Raw genomic sequence first — 18,288 nt, forward strand, 5'->3', positions numbered from 1 at the left:
ATGAAGCTGTATTACGCAACGGGCACGTGTTCGCTCTCGCCGCACATCGTCGCCATCGAGGCGGGCCTCGCGCTGGAACTCGAACGCGTCGATATCAAGGCCATCCCACGCCTCACGGAAACGGGCGCCGACTATGCGCGCATCAACCCGAACCTGTACGTGCCGGCGCTGGCGCTCGACGATGGCACGATCGTGCTGGAGGGCACGGCCATCGTGCAATACCTGGCCGACCTGGCGCCGGCCAGCGGCCTGGCGCCGCCGCCGGGCACGCTGGCGCGCGTGCAGCTGCAGTCGTGGCTGGGCTTTATCGCCACCGAGCTGCACAAGGCTTACAGCCCCTGGCTATTCCACCCGGAATACGGCGCCCAGGCGCAGGACGTGGCCCGCTCGCGCATCGCCGCGCGCCTCGACTATGTGGAGCGGCAACTGGCGGCCGGCGGACCGTACCTGCTGGGCGAACGCTATTCCATCGCGGATGCCTATCTGTACACCATCCTCGGCTGGTCGGCATACGCCCGGGTGGACCTGTCGGCCTTCCCGCAGGTCAACAACCTGATGGCGCGCGTGGGCGAGCGTCCCGCCGTGCGCGCAGCGCTGCGCGTGGAGGCGGGGCGGCAAGCGGCGTGAGCGGGCGGGGAAGGGAGCAGATATTGATAAATCATATTTCCATCATCACAACATGCAATTGGATAGCTATGCTGCGATGCGGCATGATGCGTCTGTCTCCTCTACTTCCTCACAGGAATTAGATTCAGCCCGCTCCCGCAGCGGGCTTTTTTTTGCCCGTTTTTGATGCGCAAACCTGCGCACGCTTGCTTGCCATCATCGCCATCGTGTTGCTTTTGTGCATGCTAAACTGGGCCGTCCCCAGAATAAGGTTGCACCCATGCTAGATCTCTTCCGCCATACGCTGGAGTCCACGCCCATCCTCGCCCTGTTTCTCGTCATCGGCGCCGGCTATGCGCTGGGGCGCATCAGCGTGTTCGGCTTTTCGCTGGGCGTGGGCGGCGTGCTGTTCGCGGGGCTGGCGCTGGGCGCCTTCGCGCCCGGGTCCGTGCCGCCTCCGATGGTCGGCTCCATCGGCCTGCTGCTGTTTCTGTATGGCATAGGCGTGCAGTACGGCGTGCAGTTTTTTGCCGGCTTGCGCGGTGCGGGGCAGAAACACAATCTGATCGCCTTTGCCGCCGTCATGGGCGGCCTGGCCGTCTCCGTCTGGGGCGGCCAGTGGATCGATATCTCGCTGCGCATGGCCAGCGGCGTGTTTGCCGGCGCCATGACCAGCACGGCCGCCCTGCAGGCGGCGCTGGAAGCGTCGCACGGCAATGGCGACGCGGCCGTCGGCTATGCCGTCGCCTATCCGTTCGGCGTCGTGGGGCCCATGCTGGGCCTGTACCTGGCCGGGCGCATCTTGAAACCCGTGCTGACGCCGCCGCCGGCACCCATCGTCGTGTCGGAAATTACCATCGATGAAGCGACCTTGGCGGGCGCCGCCCTGTCCGAACTGGCCGATGGCCCGCTGGCCGGCGTGCAAGTGATCGGCGTGCGCCAGGGCCACCAGAACCGCTTGCCCGACCCGTCCCTGGTGCTCGGCGTGGGCGACGCGCTGATGGTGTCGGGCACGGTGGCGGGCGTGGAAGCGGCGCGCACGGCGCTGGGCCACCTGGACCCGGGCCGGCTGATGAAGGACCGCAGCGATTTCGACGGCACGGAAGTGTTCGTGTCGGACGCGGAAATCGTCGGCGTACCGCTGGGAGAATTGAACCTGGGCAAGGATTTCCCCCTGCAGATCGCCTTCATACGCCGCGGCGACGCCATGATACTGCCCCATCCTTTCCTGACCCTGGAATTCGGCGACCGGGTAATGGCCATTGCGCCGGCCAAACATGCGGCCGACGTGCGCAAGCTGTTCGGCAATTCCATCACGGCCACGGCCGAGTTCAGCTATGTGTCGCTGGGCATGGGCATGGTGCTGGGCGTGCTGCTGGGCCTGGTGCCTATCCCCTTGCCGTGGATAGGCTCGTTCAGCCTGGGCCTGGCGGGCGGCCCGCTGGTGATGGCGCTGATCCTGGGGCGCCTGGGCAGGGTGGGCAAGATCAGCTGGCGCTTGCCGCTGTCGGCCAACCTGGTCATGCGCAACTATGGCTTGACGATTTTCCTCGCCTCCGTGGGCATGGCGTCCGGCCTGCCCTTCGTGCAGCAGGTGGGCGCCGACGGCTTGCCCATGCTGGCGCTGGGGGCCGTGACGGTGCTGGTGGTGGTAGCCCTTGTCGTAATCCTGGGCAAGGTCTTCCTGCGCCTGCCGTTTCCCGAGCTGCTGGGCATCGCGGCCGGCGCCACGGGCAACCCGGCCGTGCTCGTGTTCGCCAACCGCCTGGCCAGGTCGGACCGCCCGAACCTCGGTTACGCCATGATCTTCCCCAGCATGACCATCGTCAAGATCGTGGCCGTGCAGGTGCTGCTGCATCTGTATGGCTGATTGCGGCCACAGTCAGTCTCTTGCAGGGCCAGGCTGCTTGTTGGCTTCAATAAAGTTGATGCCAAAAGACAGCAGCAAGGCGGCAGCGGCGCATCCTGCGGCAAGCCACAGGTTGGCTGAGAGGCCCAGCCTGTCCACGGCCTGGCCACCGGTCCACGCCCCGAGCGCAATGCCGATATTGAAGACACCGACATACAGCGCGGCGACGATCTCCACGGCACCGGGCGCCGCCTTCATCATCAAGGTCATCAGGCCGACCGATACGCCACCGTAAGCCAGTCCCCAGGCCAGCAACACCACGCCACCGCCGATGCCGGAGTCGCCGATAGCCAGGAACAGCAGCGGCGTGAGCAGCAGGCCGCCCGAGATGGCGATGATGGTAGTCGCCGTGCGCCGCACGGCAACCATGCCCGCCAGGAAGTTGCCGAGGATGCCCGCGCAGCCATAGGCAAACAGCAGCGCGCCCAGCCATTGCGTATCAAACCCCGACATCGACAGCAGTAGCGGGCGCACGAAGGTAAAGGCCATGAAATGGCTGCTCACCAGCAACAGGGTCAGAAGCAGCCCCGCTTGCAACTGCCTGTTGTGCAGCTGCCTGCCGAATTGGCGCAAGCTTGCCGCACCGGCAGCGGGCAGCGCGGGAATGACGGCCAGATGCAGCGCCAGTACCAGGCTGCTGAACAGCGCCATGACGCCGAACGCCCAGCGCCATCCTGCAACCTCGCCGATTTGTGCGCCTAGCGGCACGCCCAGCACGGAGGCGGCCGCCACGCCACCGAAGATGATCGACGTTGCCAGGCCGATCGAGCGTGCCGCAACCAGCCGGGAAGCGAGGCCGCCGGCGATGGCCCAGATACCGCCCATGCAAAAACCGACGAGAACACGGGCAGCCAGCATCCACGCCATGTTCTGCGCCAGGGCCGAGGCAATGTTCGCGAGCACCAGTAGCGTCAGCAAACCGCACAGGATTTTGCGCCTGTCCAGGCTTCCTGATGCGAGCACGACCAGCGGCGCGAACAAGGCCGCCAGCAATGCTGGCAGCGAGATCATCAGGCCGGCGGTGCCCGTGGAGGTGCCCAGGGCGCCAGCAATCGGCGTCAACAGGCCGACCGGGAGCATTTCCGTCGTCACGACCGAAAAGGTGGCCATGCCGACGGCGCAGACCGCCAGCCACGGATGGCGGCCAGAGGATTCTGTGGAAGCGTGGTGAGACGTACTCATGGGACATATCCTTGATTGATCATTCGATAAACGGCGTGTGTCCTGCTTGCAATGGGAACACGTCGCCGTGATAATACATACATCGCGTATGAATAGTATATATTCATACGCATTGTATGTAAACAATCATACGCTGCGTATGTAAGGAGAAAGCAATGGTTCGCCGCACCCGTGTGGAAATGGAAGAAACCCGCGCATCGTTGCTGGCCACGGCCCGCAAAGTGTTCAGCGAGCGCGGTTATGCCGACACGTCGATGGACGACCTTACGGCGCAGGCAGGGCTGACGCGTGGCGCCCTGTATCATCATTTCGGCGACAAGAAGGGCTTGCTGCTGGCGGTGGTGGAACAGATCGACGCGGAAATGGATGGTCGCCTGCAAGCCATCTCCGACGGCGCCGACGACTTGTGGGAAGGCTTTCGCAGCCGCTGCCGTGCCTATCTCGAGATGGCCGTGGAACCGGAAATTCAGCGCATCGTTTTACGCGATGCGAGGGCAGTCCTCGGTGGCGCTGCCCCGGACTCGCAGCGCCATTGCCTCGACTCGATGCAAAAGCTTATTCAGCAGCTGATTCAGCAAGGCATCGTGGCTGACGCTTGCCCAGAGGCACTGGCTTCGCTGATCTACGGCAGCCTGGCAGAAGCGGCGTTCTGGATCGCAGACGGTGACGAAGGCAATGCGCGCTTGATAAAAGGCATTGCGGCATTGGAATTGCTGCTGCGGGGGCTGTTGCTGAAAAGGTAGTCGCGAAAAGCGGTATGGCCTCGCGATGAATCTTGGGCGTACGGCGGTTTTGCGTACGCGACCCTTTCGCAATCTCATCGATATCCTGTCGCGCACAGGGGCCACGTGCCAACGGCGGCATTCAGCCCGTTCTACCCGCTTTCCTTGCCGCACCTGCCCGCGTAAAACCCCTGGCGCTGCTCCCATTCTGTTGTACAATCCTTGAGAACGGTCGTGCTTTTTTGTGCGCTGAACTTCCTTGCGTGCAGTCATCACGGCAACCGATAAGAACAAGGAGACAGACATGGACCTGCATTACACGGCCGAGGAGACGGCGTTCCGCGACACGGTGCGCGCCTTCCTCGACACCCATTTGCCGGCGGATTTGCAGCGCAAGGTGCGCCAGCATCTGCGGCTGAACCGCGACGATTACGTGCGCTGGCACAAGATTGTCGCGCAACAAGGCTGGGCCGCGCCGGCCTGGCCCGTCGAATACGGCGGCACGGGCTGGACGTCCGTTCAGCGCCATATCTGGGAAGACGAGTGCGCGCGCGCGGCCACGCCGCCCATCCTGCCGTTCGGCGTCAACATGGTGGCGCCCGTCATCATGGCCTTCGCCAACGCGGAACAAAAAGCCTACTATTTGCCGCGCATTTTGAACTGCGACGACTGGTGGTGCCAGGGCTATTCCGAGCCGGGCGCCGGGTCCGACCTCGCTTCCCTGAAAACCACGGCCGAACGCGACGGCGACCACTACATCGTCAATGGCCAGAAAACCTGGACGACGCTGGGCCAGCACGCGGACATGATCTTTTGCCTGGTGCGCACGGATAGCACGGTGCGCAAGCAGGAAGGCATCAGCTTCTTGCTGATCGACATGAAAACGCCGGGCATCACCGTGCGTCCCATCATCATGCTCGATGAAGAACACGAAGTGAACGAAGTCTTCTTCGACAATGTGCGCGTGCCTGTCAGCAACCTGGTGGGCCAGGAAAACAAGGGCTGGACCTATGCCAAGTATCTGCTGGGCCATGAGCGCACGGGCATTGCCGCCGTGGGCCGCTCCAAGCGCGAACTGACCTTCCTCAAGCAACTGGCCATGCAGCAAACCAAGCGCGGCGCGCCGCTGCTGCACGATCCCGCCTTTGCGGCCAAGGTTGCCACCCTGGAAATCGAATTGATGGCGCTGGAAATGACGGTGTTGCGCGTCATCAGCGAGGAAGGCAAGGGGCCGGGACCGCAGGCATCGATGCTGAAGGTGCGCGGCTCGGAACTGCAGCAGCAGCTGACGGAACTGATGGTGGAAGCGATCGGCCCGCAAGCCTTGCCGTTCGATCCATCGTTCCTCGACGGCAGCACGCCGCATGGCGCTGGCGGCGACGACCTGGCCGCGCCGCTGGCCGCGTATTACTTCAATTACCGCAAGACATCGATCTATGGCGGCTCGAATGAAATCCAGAAAAATATCATCACGCAGATGATCCTGGGCCTGTAAGCCAGAAGGAGACGACATGGACTTTCAATTCAATCAGGAACAGCAGCAATTTGCCGACGCGCTCAGGCGCTGGGTCGACAAGGATTACCCATTTGAAACGCGCAAGCAGATCATCCATTCGGCCACGGGCGTTTCCAGCGCTGCCTGGGCCACCCTGGCCGAGCTGGGCATGACGGCCTTGCCGCTGCCGGCCGCCGCGGGCGGCTTCGATGGCACGGCCGTGGACATGCTGCTGGTGATGCAGGAACTGGGACGCGGCCTCGTGGTCGAACCGTACCTGGCTACCGTGCTGGGCGCGCGCTTCCTGACCCTGGCGGGCGGCCACGACGGCGTGCTGGAACAGGTGGCCAGCGGCAGCATGAAGCTGGCCTGCGCACTGGGCGAACGGCAGTCGCGCCACGATATGCACGACATCGCCACCACGGCCACGACCAGCGGCGATGGTTTCGTGCTCGACGGCGAGAAAACCGTCGTCATCCATGGCGCGCAGGCGGGCGCCCTGATCGTCTCGGCCCGCAGCAGCGGCCGCCAGGACGGCACGGACGGCATATCGCTGTTCCTCGTGCCCGTCGATGCGCCGGGCGTGACCGTGCGCGATTACCGCACCATCGACGGCCAGCGCGCCGCCACCGTGACCCTCGTGCAAGTGGTGCTGGGGCACGACGCCCTGGTTGGCCAGGCGGGGCAGGGCTGGCCCGTGCTGGACGCGGCGCTCGACTACGGCGCCGCGCTGCTGTGCGCGGAAGCCGTGGGCGCCATGGACGCCATCTTTGCCGCCACCCTCGAGTACCTGAAGACGCGCCAGCAGTTCGGCGCGCCCATCGGCAAGTTCCAGGCCTTGCAGCACCGCATGGCCGACATGTTCATCCACCTGGAGCAGGCGCGTTCGATGGCCATGCTGGCTGCCGCCAAGGTCGACAGCGACGATGTGGCCGAGAGGCGACGCACGGTGTCCGCCGCCAAGGCGCGGGTGGGGCTGGCCGCCACCTTTGTCGGCCAGCAAGCCGTGCAATTGCATGGCGGCATGGGCGTGACGGACGAATTGCCTGCCGCCCACCATTTCAAGCGTTTGTCCATGATCGCCCTGACCCTGGGCGACGTGGAACACCACATCGAGCGCTTTATCGCCCAGCCGGGCTTCTTGCCGACGGAGACCGCATGACCGCATTGACCGGAATCAAACCCAAGCACTGGTATTTCGAAGATTTTACGCAAGGCCTGGAAATCGACCTGGGCCAGCGCCACGTGACGGAGCGGGAAATCATCGCCTTCGCCACGGATTTCGACCCGCAGCCCTTCCACGTCGACCATGCGGCCGCGGAAAAAACCATCTTCAAGGGCGTGATCGCCAGCGGCTGGCACACGTGCGGCATGATGATGCGCCTGGTGGTAGACAATCTGCTCAAGCATTCTTCCAGCATGGGCTCGCCCGGCCTGGACAGCATCCGCTGGCTCAAGCCCGTGCGCGCGGGCGACACCCTGCACCTGACCTACCAGGTCAAGGAAGTGCGCCCGTCCACGTCGAAGCCGGACCGCGGCATCGTCATTTCCGTGTGGAGCGTGCGCAACCAGCATGGCGAAGTGGTGACCACCGTCGAAGGCATGGGCATGTTCGGCCGCCGGCCGGCAGGAGAAAACCATGCGTGATATCGCAGGCATCGCGGGCTTCCAGGCCTTGGCGGGACAGCACGTGGCCGTTTCCGACTGGTTGACCATCACCCAGCAGCGCATCGACACCTTTGCCGATGCCACCAACGACCACCAATGGATCCACGTGGACGCGGAGCGCTGCGCGCGCGAGTCGCCGTATGGCTGCACCGTGGCGCACGGCTTCCTGACGTTATCGCTGCTGCCGGCCATGCTTGCGGGCGCCTTGCACATGGCCGGCATCCGCATGGCCATCAACTATGGATTGAACAAGGTGCGCTTTCCCGCGCCCGTGCCCGTGAACAGCCGCCTGCGCGCGCGGCTCGACATCCTGTCCGTCGACGACTTGCCGGAAGGGGCGCAAGTGAACTGGGCCGTCACCATGGAGAGGGAAGGCGACACGAAACCCGTGTGCGTGGCGGAGTTCCTGATGCGCTGCTATCCCTGAGCCATACCTTGCACCCGCTTCGCGGGCAGGCAGTTGTGCGCTCCTGCGCGTGCGCCAGGTGTACGCTGGTGGCGCGCCGGCGGTTTCCGGCGAAGGAGGCGATGATGTCCAACCAGGGAAACAGAGGAAATGGCGGCGCCGGCAAGGGCGCCACGGGCAGCGGCAAGGCGGCCGCCAGGGGTAGTGGCGCTACGGGCAGAGGTCCAGGCCCGGGCAATGCGGGCGGCTGGCCCAGCACGACGGGACGGTCCTCCGGGGGCAATCGTTCCAATGCCGCGCCGGCACGCAGCCGCTAGCCTGCCTGCTCACTCCCGCTCCGGCGCGCAATACCTGTCCCGCCCCGTATGCTTGGCGCGGTACAGCAGCGCGTCGGCGGCGCGGATCAGGGCGCTGGGGTCCATGCCTTCCGTGGGCATGACGCTGGCCATGCCCAGGCTGACGGTGACGTGGGGGCCGACGCTGGACTTGGCGTGGGGAATTTCCAGCGCGCGCACTTCGTCGAGGATGCGCTGGGCCACCACTTCGGCGCCTTCGCGCGTTTCCTGCGGCAGCAGCACGATGAATTCCTCGCCGCCGTAGCGGGCCAGCAGGTCGGGCGGGCGCACGGCGCAGCGGCGCAGGGCGGCGCTCACCTGCTGCAGGCACAGGTCGCCCGCCTGGTGGCCATACGTGTCGTTGTAATCCTTGAAATGGTCGATGTCGGCCATGATGATGGCCATCGGCACGCCGTCGCGCGCGCAGCGCCGCCATTCGCTGTCCATGGTGTCGTTGAAGCTGCGCCGGTTGGCCACGCCCGTGAGCGAATCGGTCAGCGACAGTTCGCGCATGGCGTCGGCCTGCCGCTTGATGGTCAGCTGGCTGCGCACGCGGGCGCGCACGACGGCCGCGTTGAACGGCTTCGTGATGAAGTCGACGGCGCCCGCTTCCAGCGCCCGCGTCTCGTCCTCGGGCTGGTTCAGGGCCGTGACGAAAATGACGGGTATGGCGCTCAGCAGGGCCGATTCGCGCAGCGCGTTGCACACGGCATAGCCATCCATGCCGGGCATGACGGCGTCGAGCAGGATCAGGTCCGGCAGTTGATTATGCGCAATTTCCAGCGCCTTTTCGCCGCTCAGCGCGAACAGCACGTCGTGGTCCTCGCGCAGCAGCTGGTGCAGGATCTGGATGTTTTCCATGGCGTCATCGACGATGAGGATGCGCCCGTTCATGGCAAGGTTGGTCCAGCTCACTTGTTTTCCTCTCGTTTCAGCTGATCGAGCACGAGTTTTTCCGCTTCGGAAAAATTCAGCGTCTCGATCGCGTTGGCCAGCGCCAGGGCCGCTTCCCGGTCTGACTGTTGTATGGCGGGGTGCAGCGCATGGAATTGCGCCAGCGCCTTCAGATTATTATTGCGGATCAGGACGAGCAGCTTGGCCAGGCCGGCCCGCAGCTCGACCGGCGCGCTGCCGCCGGCATCGGCTGCCGCCTGGCTGCGCCGCCGGGGCGAGGGCAGGGTGCGTGCCGCTGCGATGACTTCGGCCATCGCCAGCTCCAGTTGTCCCAGCAAGGCTGTTGCCGCGTGGGGGCGGCCCCCTTGCAGCGCCTTTTCCGTGTCGCTGGCGAGGCTGGCGACGCGGGCCGCGCCCAGGTTGGCCGCCACGCCGCACACGCGGTGCAGCAGCTGCGCCGCCTGCTGCGCCTGGCCTTCGGCCAGCAGGCGCCGCGTTTCCTCGACGGCGTCGCCCTGCGAATTTTCAAAGCGCTTGAACAATGCGAGGAAGGCGCCGTAATCGCCGCCGAAGCGGTGCAGGGCCGCCGCCAGGTCGATGCCGGGCACCGTGGCCGGCACGTCCGGCGCCTGCGCGGCGGCGTTGCCGGCCTGGACGGCGCTGCCGTTGCCGCCCGCGAGCGCCGGCACCAGCCGGGTCAGGGTCTGGATCATCTCGTCCACATCGATGGGCTTGGCCACGTGGGCATTCATGCCGCTGGCGATGGCGCGCAGGCGGTCCTCGTCCATGGCGTTGGCCGTCATGGCAACGATGGGCAGGTCCGGCAAGCCCAGCGCGCGGATGGCCAGGGTGGCATCATAGCCATTCATGACGGGCATCTGCAAATCCATCAGCACCACGTCCCAGGCGTCCGGCGTGCTGGCGAGCAAGTCGACGGCCAGCCTGCCGTTGGCGGCTACGGCCACGCGCGCGCCCGAGTGCAGCAAAATGTACTGCGCCACTTCCTGGTTGATTTCATTGTCTTCCACCAGCAGCACGCGCATGCCTGCCAGCAAGCCCGACAGGGGCGTGGACACGGGCAGCGCGGAGGGGGTGCTGCGGCCTTCGCGCACGGCCGTCACGGCCGCCAGCAGGCGCGCCGGGGTGGCCGGCTTCGAGACGATGCCGGCCAGCATCAGGCTGTCGGCCAGCCGTTCGAGGTTTTCGCTGTCCTGGTCGGCCACCAGCATGATCACGGGCGGCAGCACCAGGCGTTCGTCGGCGCGCGCCTCGGTGAGCATGGAAATGCCATCCATGCCCGGCATGGCCGCGTCGAGCAGCACGATATCCACGTGGGCGGCCGGCGGCAAGCCGTCCGGGCCGCCGGCGTGGCGGCGCAGCAGCGCCAGGCCGGCCGCGCCGCCATCGGCGCTGCGGCTGTGCCAGCCCTGCGCCGCGCACCAGTCTTCCAGCATGGCGCGCACGCTGGCGTTGTCGTCGATGATCAGCAGCGACAGGGCCCGGGCAGCCCCCTTGCCGGACGGCTCGGGTGGCGGCGCCACCTTGTCGAAGCGGCAGCGGAAGCGGAAGTCGGAGCCTTCGCCCAGCGCACTTTTCACGCTGAGCTTGCCACCCATCAATTCCACCATGCGCCGGCAGATGGCCAGCCCCAGGCCCGTGCCGCCGTACTTGCGGCTGGTGCCGCTGTCGCCCTGGGAAAACGCGTCGAAGATGTGTTCCTGCTCGGCCGCGCCGATGCCGATGCCCGTGTCGCGCACGGAAAACTCCAGCGTCGCGCTGGCCGCATCCTCGGCCACCTTGGCGATGGCCAGCACCACTTCGCCATGCGAGGTGAATTTGACGGCGTTGCCCACCAGGTTGATCAGGATCTGTTCCACGCGCAGGGCGTCGCCGACCAGTTCGTCCGGCACGCCCGGGTCGAGCACGAACACGGGCTCCACGCCGCGCGCCCAGGCGCTGCTGGCCAGCAGCACGCCGACGCTGTCGAGCATGCGTTCGAGCTGGAAGCGGCGCTGTTCCAGCACCATCTGGCCCGCCTCGATCTTGGAAAAATCGAGCACGTCGTTGACGATGTTGAGCAGCGACTGCGTGGCCATCTGGATCTTGCCCACATAGCTGCGCTCGCGCCGTTCCAGCGGCGACTCTTCCAGCAGGCGCGCCAGGCCGATGATGGCATTCATCGGCGTGCGGATCTCATGGCTCATGTTGGCGACGAACTCGCTCTTCGCGATGCTGGCCGCCTCGGCCTTGTCGCGCGCGCGCACCATCTGTTCGTTCAGTTCGTGCAGGCGCAATTCCGTGCGCTTGAGCTCGGACACGTCCGAGGCCAGCACGAAGAAGCCCCGCACGCTGCCGCCATCGTCGAAATCGGGAATGTAATTAGTCCACGTGTGGCATACCTGGCCGGCGGGATCGAGCAGGTCGCGCTCGAAGCTTTGCGGCCGCCCCGCCAGCACGCCCTCGACGTGCGGTGCATACACGTCGAACAGTTCCTGGCCCAGCAGTTCGCTCATGTGGATGCCGGCCAGCTCGGCGCTGCTGCGGCCGAACCATTCGTTATAAAAGTTATTTGCGAACCGGCAACGCAGATCGGCGCCCCAGTACGACACCATGCCGGGCAGGTTGTCCGTGACGGTGCGGATGAAGCGCTCGTTCTGTTCCAGGCGCCAGGTGGTGGCGTGCAGCACCTCGGTGGCGCGCTTGCGGTCCGTGATGTCGATCGACACGCCCAGCACGTGGCTGGCGCGTCCCGCGTCGTCGCGCAAGACCACCTTGCGCGTGGTGAAGTGGCGCGTGGTGCCGTCCGCCGTGTTGATGGCTTCCTGTTCGATTTCCACCATCTGCCCCGTGGCCAGCAGCTTGCGGTCGGCGCTGACGAAGGCGGCCGCCTGCTGCGGCGGGAAGAAATCGTGGTCGGTCTTGCCCAGCAATTGCTCGCGCGAGCGACCCAGGGTCAGTTCCGCGTGGCGGTTGACCATTTCAAAGCTCAGCTTGTCGGCGCGCTTGACGAAGACCATGGCGGGGATGTTTTCGATGATGGTGCCGAACAGGTGCTTGGAACGGCGGAATTCCGCTTCGCTGCGCTTGCGCTCGCTGACGTCCAGCCACAGGCCCGATACGCCCAGCAACTGCTGTTCCGGGCCGAAGATCGGGTGATACGAGACGATCCAGTGGCTGAGCTGGTCGCGCTGCTGCCCGCTGTGGCCTTTCAATTCGATATCGACGATGGGCAAGCCCGTTTCCAGCACCTGGCGCACGCAGCGCTCCACGTCGGCGCGCACGGCGTCGTCGAACAGCATGGCGCCTACGGGACGGCCCAGATGCTGGGCCACGCTGGCCCCGTTGATGGCGGCCAGGTAATGGTTGATCATGACGATGCGCAAGTCCAGGCCCACGAACAGCATGCCGATGGGCGCCGTCGCATACACGGTTTCCAGCAGGCGCGTGGATTTCTCCAGGGCCAGCGTGCGTTCGGCCACGAGGCTTTCGAGCTGCGTGCGGTGGCGCCGCAGGTCGCGTTCCAGCGCGCCCAGGGCGCCTGCCATGTCGGCCGATTCGCGGTCCGTGTGCTTATTTGAAAGCAAGGGTTTGCCCTGCGCCAGCGCGTGTATCTGCAAGGTCAGTTCCTGCAGGGTGCTGGCCAGGCGGCCGCCCACGCGCCAGGCCAGGGCAAAGCCGGCGGCCAGCAGCAGGGCCAGGATGATGGAGCCCGTGACTACCGAGCGCAGCAGGGCTTCGGCCACCGTGCTGGTGCGCATGGTGACGGCCACCGTCCAGGCGTCGCCGGGGCCGCGGCGAAAGCCCGTGTACACGTCCAGGCCTTCCAGCGTGGCATGGCGCAGCACGCCTTCGCGCGCCTGGCGTATCTGTTCCAGCAGGGGCGCCACCGTGCGCTGGCCCACGTAGCGCTGCGGCGCCAGAGTGCGCGCCACGTTGATGCCGTCCCCATTGATGATGGCCGCGCCCAGGTAGGCGGGCAGGTGCAGCTCGCGCAGCAGCAAGGGCAGGTAGTCGGGCGAATACAGTGCCGTCAGCACATAGGCGGGGCCCTGGTCGCGCGGCAAGGGCAGGTTCAGGGCCAGCTGCGGCGCGCCGTCGGGCGTCTTGGCCAGGCTGGTCAGCCGCGGCTTGCCATAGTCGCGCGTGCGTTCCATGCTGGCGGCCCATTTTTGCGGCAAGGGGGGCGGCGCCTGGCTGGCGGGCAGGGCCGTATTGACCAACTGGCGCCCCTTGGCGTCGGACACGATGAAGGCATTGACGGCAAGGCCCGGTTGCAGCAGGCTGGCGGCCACGGCGCGCAGGGCGTTGAGGTCGTCGCCTTGCAGGGCGGGTGAGGCGGCCAGCACGCGCGCGGCCATCTGGGCGCCGCTCAGGTCGCGCTCGACGGCGGCGGCGACGGCGCGCGCCGCCTGCGCCGTTTCGCTGACCACATGGTCGCGTTCGCGTGTGTAGCTTTGCGCCACGAGCAGGAGAAACACCAGTGCCGTCGGAATGACCCAGGCGAGCACCAGCCATGAAATTCGCGAGCGTATCGAAGGCAAATCTTGCACCCGGAAAGCTCCCAGAATGGATGAATCGACAGGCAGGCTCACGCTGGCGCTGGCTGACGTTGAATGAAAAGATGCTAGACGAAATTGATTGTTCTGACAAGCCTAGTTTCTGGAGTGGAAAAAAGCTTGCTCAAGGCATACGGAAGAGGGTACGGCGGCGCGCGCTGGACGCCCGGCCCGCCGTGGCGGCGGGCAGGCAAGGGGCTTACGGGACGACGGTCAGCACGTCGACGTCGATCTCGGGGCTTTCCATGAAGTCCTTTTCCACTTCGCCGCGGATTTCCACCTGGGTCCGGGCATCGATCTTGCGGTTCATGAAGATCTTGTCGTCGATGTCCACGCGGATTTCCGCCGTGCCGTCCGAGAACGTGTATTTCTCCTTGCCCACTTTGCGCAGCAGGTGGCCGCGCAGCACGACGGCCTGGTCGTCGACGGGATTTTTCAGGATGGCGGCCACGTTGGCGGGCGCGGCCGGGCCGGCCGTCGGGCCCACGTACTGGGCGTGCGCGCTGCCGGCCAGCAAGGCGCAGCTGGCGGCCAGGGAGAGGAGCAGTGTGCGGTGCAGTGGCATGGTATTCCTTCGATAGTGACTGGCGCCTCAGAAAAAGACGGCGGTGCGGGCAATGATAGCACCGGTATTGCCATAGGGCATGTTCGCCCGCACGCTGCCCGTGCTGGCCACACCATCGTCGAGTTTGCTGTCGATCTGCTCCGCGTAGCTCTCGGGCAGGTTGTCGAAACGGATGCCGTTGCCGGCGCGCCCGCCCACTTCATCGTTGTACAGGTAGACGGCGCCGCCCTGGGCGCTGGTCATGAATTGCGAGGTGCCGTTGAACGAGCCCGTAATGAAGCCACCCAGCGCCAGGTGTTGCGGCGCCAGGGTGAATTCGCGCGGCTGGCCGTCGCCGATCTGGCCGTCGCCATTGCCGTTGCCGGCCGAGTTGGGCACGTGCACGGTGCCCTGGATATCGTCGCCGGGCAGGGCGCGGAACTTGTCCTGGTAGGCGTTGACGGCGGCCGTCAGCGAATTCGATTGCTGGATGATGTTTTTCACCTTGGCGCTGTCGATCAAGCCTTGCCCCTTGAGCACGCCGCCGAGCAGCAGGCCGATGATGACCAGGACGATGGCGATTTCTACGAGCGTGAAGCCGTGCTGGCGGCGTGGGAGCATGGGATTTCCTTGGAAAAAGTGCGAGTGCTTGGGATGGCAGTTTACTGCAAATGGCGCCGGGTGCGCATGGCATGTCGGACGGCAGCTCATGGCGCGACCTTGGCTTTCTTGGTGGCAATTTCGTCGGCCCGTTGCCTGGCCAGTTCGTCGAGCCGGCGCGCCAGGAAAGCCAGCTCGTGCGGGTCGCTGATCTGGCCGCTGGCGATCAGGCCGCCGATCACCAGGCGGGCGCTGTCGAGCTGGTCCATGTCTTCCAGGATGAACGCTTCCATCTCGCGCACCCAGGGCGGCACCTGCGGCCCCGTCGCCAGCCGGCGCAGCGCGCGCGCATAGCCGAGCGCCAGCGGCAGGTCGCGCAGCTGGTGCTTGGCCACCAGCACGGCTTGCGCCATGGCGGGCCAGCGGCGCTGCGGATCGGCGGCAAAGCTGGCGGCCACAAAGGCCAGCATGCGCCGCACGCGTTGCGGGTCGGCCACGCCCGCATACACTTCGCTGGCGGCCACCAGCGCATACTGGCTGCGGGGATCGAGCGTTTGCGCCGTGTCCAGCCAGCCGACCAGGCGGTCGTAGTCGAGCTGGCGCCACGGCAGGCTGACGCCGGGCTGGTCTTCGAACGATTGCAGGTACAGCAGCATGGCCTTGGCCATGGCCAGCGGCTCGCCCAGGCTGGCCAGGCGCGCCACGCTCGCCGGCGGCGGCGCAGGCAGGGGCCGTGCCTGGGCGGGGGCGTGCTGCTGCGCCGCCCGCCAGCCCAGCTGCAGCAGCAGGCAGGCGGCCAGCAGCCAGCACAGGGGGCGCGGCACCATGGACCAGGGACGTTGGGCGGTGGCCATCAGATGTTGCGGCGGTAAAAGTCGCACAGCGCGCAACTGGCCAGCAAGCCGACATAGATGACGGTCTGCGCCGCCACGCCGGCCAGCGCCTGCCAGTCGCCGGTCGCGTACAGCAGCCACTGCGTGCGCGTAAAATCGTCGAGGCGGGGCAGCAGCAGGGCCAGCACGTCGATGGCGCCGGCCGCGGCCCGCTGCGCCATGGAGTCGCCCGCCTGCGGGCCGTGCGCCAGCAGCTGCAGGCTGCCCAGCATGCGCGCCAGCACATAGAAGCCGCCCGTGGCGGCCAGCGCGGGCAGGGCTTGCTGCAGGCTGGCCGCGCACAGCAGGCTGAAGGCGGCGACGATCCACAATTCGCCCAGCAGGGACAGGGCCCACAGCGCGCTTTGCGCGGGCGCGGCAAACAGCGCCATCAGCAGGCCGAACAGCACGGCGGGCACGGCCGCCAGCGTCCCGTAGCCCAGCAGCTTGCCCAGCAGGTAGGCCGCGCGCGGCATGGGCAATGCCAGCAGCAGTTCCAGGCCCCGGTCGGCCGCTTCGCGCGCCATGCCCGTGATGATGAAGGTGGCCAGCAGGAAGACGCTGGCCAGGCGCAGGGTAGCCGCCAGCAGCGCCGCCTGCACGGCGCCGCTTTCCGTCAGCGCCAGTTGCTGCAGGAAGCCGGCCAGGGCGGCGGCGCCGCAGGCGGCCAGCACGAACAGCCACGGCAGGCGGCTGCGCAGCGCTTCGAGCAAGGTGTAGCGGGCGATGGTGAGGGCGGGAGCGAGCATGGGCATCAGCGGGGCAGCCTTTGTGCCGCCACCATGCGGTTGAACAGGATGTTCGGCGACAGCCAGGCGACGATATCGTCGAACTCGCCGCCCGGCTGCTGCGCACCGCTGGCGGCGCGGCTGATGAAGGTGGTGGCGTTCGATGCATTGTTGCGCTCGTCGACATTGTTGCCAAAAGGCACGGCCTGGCGCTGGCCCTGTACGCTGGTGGCGCCAAATGCGTTTTTGCCGTGCGACATGATCATGGCGGGGATATCGTTCAAGGCCGTCGCCTGCAGCAGCGCGCCCCCATTGCGCGTGACGATGCTGATGTCGCGCGGCGTGGACAGGCTGAAGAGCTGGCCGCTGTCGCTGAAGGCGGGCGTCACGCTGTAGCGGAACAGGTTGTTCCAGCTGTCGCCCTGGCGCAGCCCCAGGGTGGCCCACGGCAGGAAGCCGGCGCGTTTTTCGCCATTGCAGCGCGTGCCGCGCCGGTCTTCCAGGCCGCTGAGGGGAGAAACGGCGGGACAGGGCAGGTAGCCGTAGCGCAGCGCGTAGCCCGTCAGCGCCTCTTTCGCTTCGTCCAGCGCCTTTTGCGTTTCGGCCACCTTGCGCTGCTCCAGCTGCACCGTCAGCGGCGTGACCAGGCCGCCCATCATCAGGCCCACGATGACGAGCACGATGGCGATCTCGATCAGGGAAAAGCCGCGCTGGCGCGGCCGGGGGCGATATCTATTGCTCATGGCAGGTTGCGCGCGGCGCGCATGCGTTGGTACAGGGTGGGCAGGGTGATCCAGGCCAGCATGTCGTCAAAGGCGCCGCCGGGCAGCGCGGCATTGCCGCTGGCGGGGCGGGCGATGAAACTGCGGCTGGCGCTGTCGTTGGCCGCTTCGTCGATATTGCCGCGTGCCGTGTTGACTTGGACCACGCCGCTGGCGGCCGTGCCGTAGTGATCCTTGCCTTGCGAGAACAGCACGAGGGGCAGGCACTGGGCGCTGACGTCGCACTGGGCCTGGCCCGCCACGAAGGCCAGTTCGCCGCGCGCGCCGCGCTCGAGCACGACTCGGTTGGCGATGGCGGACGACGAGACGATGGGCGCGCGCGCCATTTCCGGCGTGACGCTGTAGCGCAGCAGCTTGCCCCAGGCGTCGGTGCCCGCCACGCCCAGCGCCACCCACGGCAGGAAGCCGCTGCATTCGGCGTCGTCGGCGCAGTCGGCGGCCCGTTCGCGCCCGTCGAGGGCGGAGGCGGCAGGACGGGGCAGGCGGCCTTGCGTGGCGGCAAAGCCCAGCAAGGCTTCGCGCGCCTGCGCCAGGGTGGCCAGGGTGCGCTGCTGGCGTTCGGCCTCGCCCGTGTTGCGGCCGAAGGCGCCGATCAGCAGGCTGGCGGCTCCCAGGCCCAGCACGGCCACCAGCAGCAACAGGGCGGCGCCGCGCTGGCGGTACGGCTGGCGCTGGGCTAGACGCGGCGTCATGGCTGCGCCTCCTGCACTTCGGTGACGGTGCCGCTGGCCGGGTCGTAGCGCTGGCCAGGCTTGAGCCGCACCACCTGGCCCGTCGACAGGCGCAGGGTCAATGTGCCCGGATTGCCCGACTTGTCGCGCACGAGCCGGTTGTGCGGCTCGTTCTGCACTTCCTCGTTCAGCCAGACGGTGGAGCGGCCGCTGCTGCGCACCACCACGCCGTTCAATTCCACGGGCGGGGCGGGCGGCGGTGGCGGCGGTGGCGGCGGTGGCGGCGCCAGGGCGGGATCGGCCGCGGGCGGCCCGTAG

At 66.7% G+C, this 18,288-nt stretch carries 17 protein-coding genes; 7 read left to right on the forward strand and 10 right to left on the reverse strand.

The genetic code is table 11. The features are described 5' to 3' along the window. Window positions 1-627 (forward strand): glutathione transferase GstA, encoded by a 627-nt coding sequence (gene gstA, locus GCN75_RS17030; RefSeq protein ID WP_152283515.1) that lies wholly within the window; start codon window positions 1-3, stop codon window positions 625-627. Between the two features lie 259 nt (window positions 628-886). Then, the gene (locus tag GCN75_RS17035) at window positions 887-2,476 is read left to right on the forward strand and encodes an aspartate:alanine exchanger family transporter (RefSeq protein ID WP_152259198.1); all 1,590 of its coding nucleotides are present in this window, start codon (window positions 887-889) and stop codon (window positions 2,474-2,476) included. 12 nt (window positions 2,477-2,488) lie between these two features. Here the strand turns inward: GCN75_RS17035 and GCN75_RS17040 are convergent, their stop codons facing one another. Continuing rightward, window positions 2,489-3,625, reverse strand: coding sequence for an MFS transporter (locus tag GCN75_RS17040; RefSeq protein WP_226941438.1), 1,137 nt, complete (start codon window positions 3,623-3,625; stop codon window positions 2,489-2,491). A 227-nt stretch (window positions 3,626-3,852) separates the two neighbouring features. Here GCN75_RS17040 and GCN75_RS17045 point away from each other — a divergent pair, with 227 nt between their 5' ends. The 5 genes from GCN75_RS17045 (at window position 3,853) to GCN75_RS17065 (ending at window position 8,009) form a co-directional block, all read left to right on the forward strand. Next, the gene (locus tag GCN75_RS17045; protein WP_152283517.1) at window positions 3,853-4,440 is read left to right on the forward strand and encodes a TetR/AcrR family transcriptional regulator; all 588 of its coding nucleotides are present in this window, start codon (window positions 3,853-3,855) and stop codon (window positions 4,438-4,440) included. Between the two features lie 283 nt (window positions 4,441-4,723). After that, entirely contained in the window at window positions 4,724-5,914 is a 1,191-nt protein-coding gene (locus GCN75_RS17050; protein WP_152283518.1) for an acyl-CoA dehydrogenase family protein, read from the forward strand. A gap of 16 nt (window positions 5,915-5,930) precedes the next feature. Next, a complete protein-coding gene (locus tag GCN75_RS17055; protein WP_152283519.1) occupies window positions 5,931-7,076 on the forward strand; it encodes an acyl-CoA dehydrogenase family protein in 1,146 nt (381 codons plus the stop codon). Beyond that, window positions 7,073-7,561: a MaoC family dehydratase gene (locus GCN75_RS17060; protein ID WP_152259193.1), complete on the forward strand. Its 489-nt coding sequence runs from the start codon at window positions 7,073-7,075 to the stop codon at window positions 7,559-7,561. The genes GCN75_RS17055 and GCN75_RS17060 overlap by 4 nt, the downstream gene beginning before the upstream one ends. Continuing rightward, the gene (locus tag GCN75_RS17065; protein ID WP_152283520.1) at window positions 7,554-8,009 is read left to right on the forward strand and encodes a MaoC family dehydratase; all 456 of its coding nucleotides are present in this window, start codon (window positions 7,554-7,556) and stop codon (window positions 8,007-8,009) included. Before GCN75_RS17060 ends, GCN75_RS17065 begins: the two co-directional genes overlap by 8 nt. Before the next feature lie 305 nt (window positions 8,010-8,314). On the opposite strand, the gene GCN75_RS17070 is transcribed toward GCN75_RS17065, so the two are convergent. The 9 genes from GCN75_RS17070 to GCN75_RS29210 all read right to left on the reverse strand — a co-directional run. Then, a complete protein-coding gene (locus tag GCN75_RS17070) occupies window positions 8,315-9,238 on the reverse strand; it encodes a diguanylate cyclase domain-containing protein (RefSeq protein WP_152283521.1) in 924 nt (307 codons plus the stop codon). Next, complete coding sequence (locus tag GCN75_RS17075) at window positions 9,235-13,725, reverse strand: PAS domain-containing protein (RefSeq protein ID WP_226941439.1); 4,491 nt, start codon at window positions 13,723-13,725, stop codon at window positions 9,235-9,237. The genes GCN75_RS17070 and GCN75_RS17075 overlap by 4 nt, the downstream gene beginning before the upstream one ends. A gap of 247 nt (window positions 13,726-13,972) precedes the next feature. Continuing rightward, window positions 13,973-14,338 (reverse strand): NirD/YgiW/YdeI family stress tolerance protein, encoded by a 366-nt coding sequence (locus GCN75_RS17080; RefSeq protein WP_152283523.1) that lies wholly within the window; start codon window positions 14,336-14,338, stop codon window positions 13,973-13,975. Between the two features lie 27 nt (window positions 14,339-14,365). Further along, window positions 14,366-14,938, reverse strand: a complete 573-nt coding sequence (locus tag GCN75_RS17085) for a prepilin-type N-terminal cleavage/methylation domain-containing protein (protein ID WP_152259650.1) — start codon at window positions 14,936-14,938, stop codon at window positions 14,366-14,368. 86 nt (window positions 14,939-15,024) lie between these two features. Continuing rightward, on the reverse strand, window positions 15,025-15,771 hold the full coding sequence (locus tag GCN75_RS17090) for a hypothetical protein (RefSeq protein ID WP_152283524.1): 747 nt from the start codon (window positions 15,769-15,771) through the stop codon (window positions 15,025-15,027). Then, window positions 15,771-16,544, reverse strand: a complete 774-nt coding sequence (locus GCN75_RS17095) for an ABC transporter permease subunit (protein ID WP_193317544.1) — start codon at window positions 16,542-16,544, stop codon at window positions 15,771-15,773. Before GCN75_RS17095 ends, GCN75_RS17090 begins: the two co-directional genes overlap by 1 nt. Then, window positions 16,544-17,260 (reverse strand): type II secretion system protein, encoded by a 717-nt coding sequence (locus GCN75_RS17100; RefSeq protein ID WP_152283525.1) that lies wholly within the window; start codon window positions 17,258-17,260, stop codon window positions 16,544-16,546. Before GCN75_RS17100 ends, GCN75_RS17095 begins: the two co-directional genes overlap by 1 nt. Continuing rightward, window positions 17,257-17,991, reverse strand: coding sequence for a hypothetical protein (locus GCN75_RS17105; RefSeq protein WP_152283526.1), 735 nt, complete (start codon window positions 17,989-17,991; stop codon window positions 17,257-17,259). Before GCN75_RS17105 ends, GCN75_RS17100 begins: the two co-directional genes overlap by 4 nt. Next, a partial coding sequence (locus GCN75_RS29210; RefSeq protein WP_226941440.1) for a hypothetical protein occupies window positions 17,988-18,288 on the reverse strand: 301 nt, incomplete at its 5' end. The genes GCN75_RS29210 and GCN75_RS17105, both read right to left, overlap by 4 nt.

Origin of the sequence: Janthinobacterium violaceinigrum, from assembly GCF_009208555.1 — a bacterium.
Classification (GTDB): domain Bacteria; phylum Pseudomonadota; class Gammaproteobacteria; order Burkholderiales; family Burkholderiaceae_D; genus Janthinobacterium; species Janthinobacterium violaceinigrum.

Bases quoted from the DNA above. Each gene is read 5' to 3' on its own strand.
- GCN75_RS17095 (WP_193317544.1), bottom strand. From the start codon at position 16,544: ATGCCCATGCTCGCTCCCGCCCTCACCATCGCCCGCTACACCTTGCTC.
- GCN75_RS17105 (WP_152283526.1), bottom strand. From the start codon at position 17,991: ATGACGCCGCGTCTAGCCCAGCGCCAGCCGTACCGCCAGCGCGGCGCC.
- GCN75_RS17065 (WP_152283520.1), top strand. From the start codon at position 7,554: ATGCGTGATATCGCAGGCATCGCGGGCTTCCAGGCCTTGGCGGGACAG.
- GCN75_RS17050 (WP_152283518.1), top strand. From the start codon at position 4,724: ATGGACCTGCATTACACGGCCGAGGAGACGGCGTTCCGCGACACGGTG.
- GCN75_RS17100 (WP_152283525.1), bottom strand. From the start codon at position 17,260: ATGAGCAATAGATATCGCCCCCGGCCGCGCCAGCGCGGCTTTTCCCTG.
- GCN75_RS17040 (WP_226941438.1), bottom strand. From the start codon at position 3,625: ATGGCCACCTTTTCGGTCGTGACGACGGAAATGCTCCCGGTCGGCCTG.
- GCN75_RS17035 (WP_152259198.1), top strand. From the start codon at position 887: ATGCTAGATCTCTTCCGCCATACGCTGGAGTCCACGCCCATCCTCGCC.
- GCN75_RS17060 (WP_152259193.1), top strand. From the start codon at position 7,073: ATGACCGCATTGACCGGAATCAAACCCAAGCACTGGTATTTCGAAGAT.
- GCN75_RS17080 (WP_152283523.1), bottom strand. From the start codon at position 14,338: ATGCCACTGCACCGCACACTGCTCCTCTCCCTGGCCGCCAGCTGCGCC.
- GCN75_RS17085 (WP_152259650.1), bottom strand. From the start codon at position 14,938: ATGCTCCCACGCCGCCAGCACGGCTTCACGCTCGTAGAAATCGCCATC.
- GCN75_RS17055 (WP_152283519.1), top strand. From the start codon at position 5,931: ATGGACTTTCAATTCAATCAGGAACAGCAGCAATTTGCCGACGCGCTC.
- GCN75_RS17090 (WP_152283524.1), bottom strand. From the start codon at position 15,771: ATGGCCACCGCCCAACGTCCCTGGTCCATGGTGCCGCGCCCCCTGTGC.
- GCN75_RS17045 (WP_152283517.1), top strand. From the start codon at position 3,853: ATGGTTCGCCGCACCCGTGTGGAAATGGAAGAAACCCGCGCATCGTTG.
- gstA (WP_152283515.1), top strand. From the start codon at position 1: ATGAAGCTGTATTACGCAACGGGCACGTGTTCGCTCTCGCCGCACATC.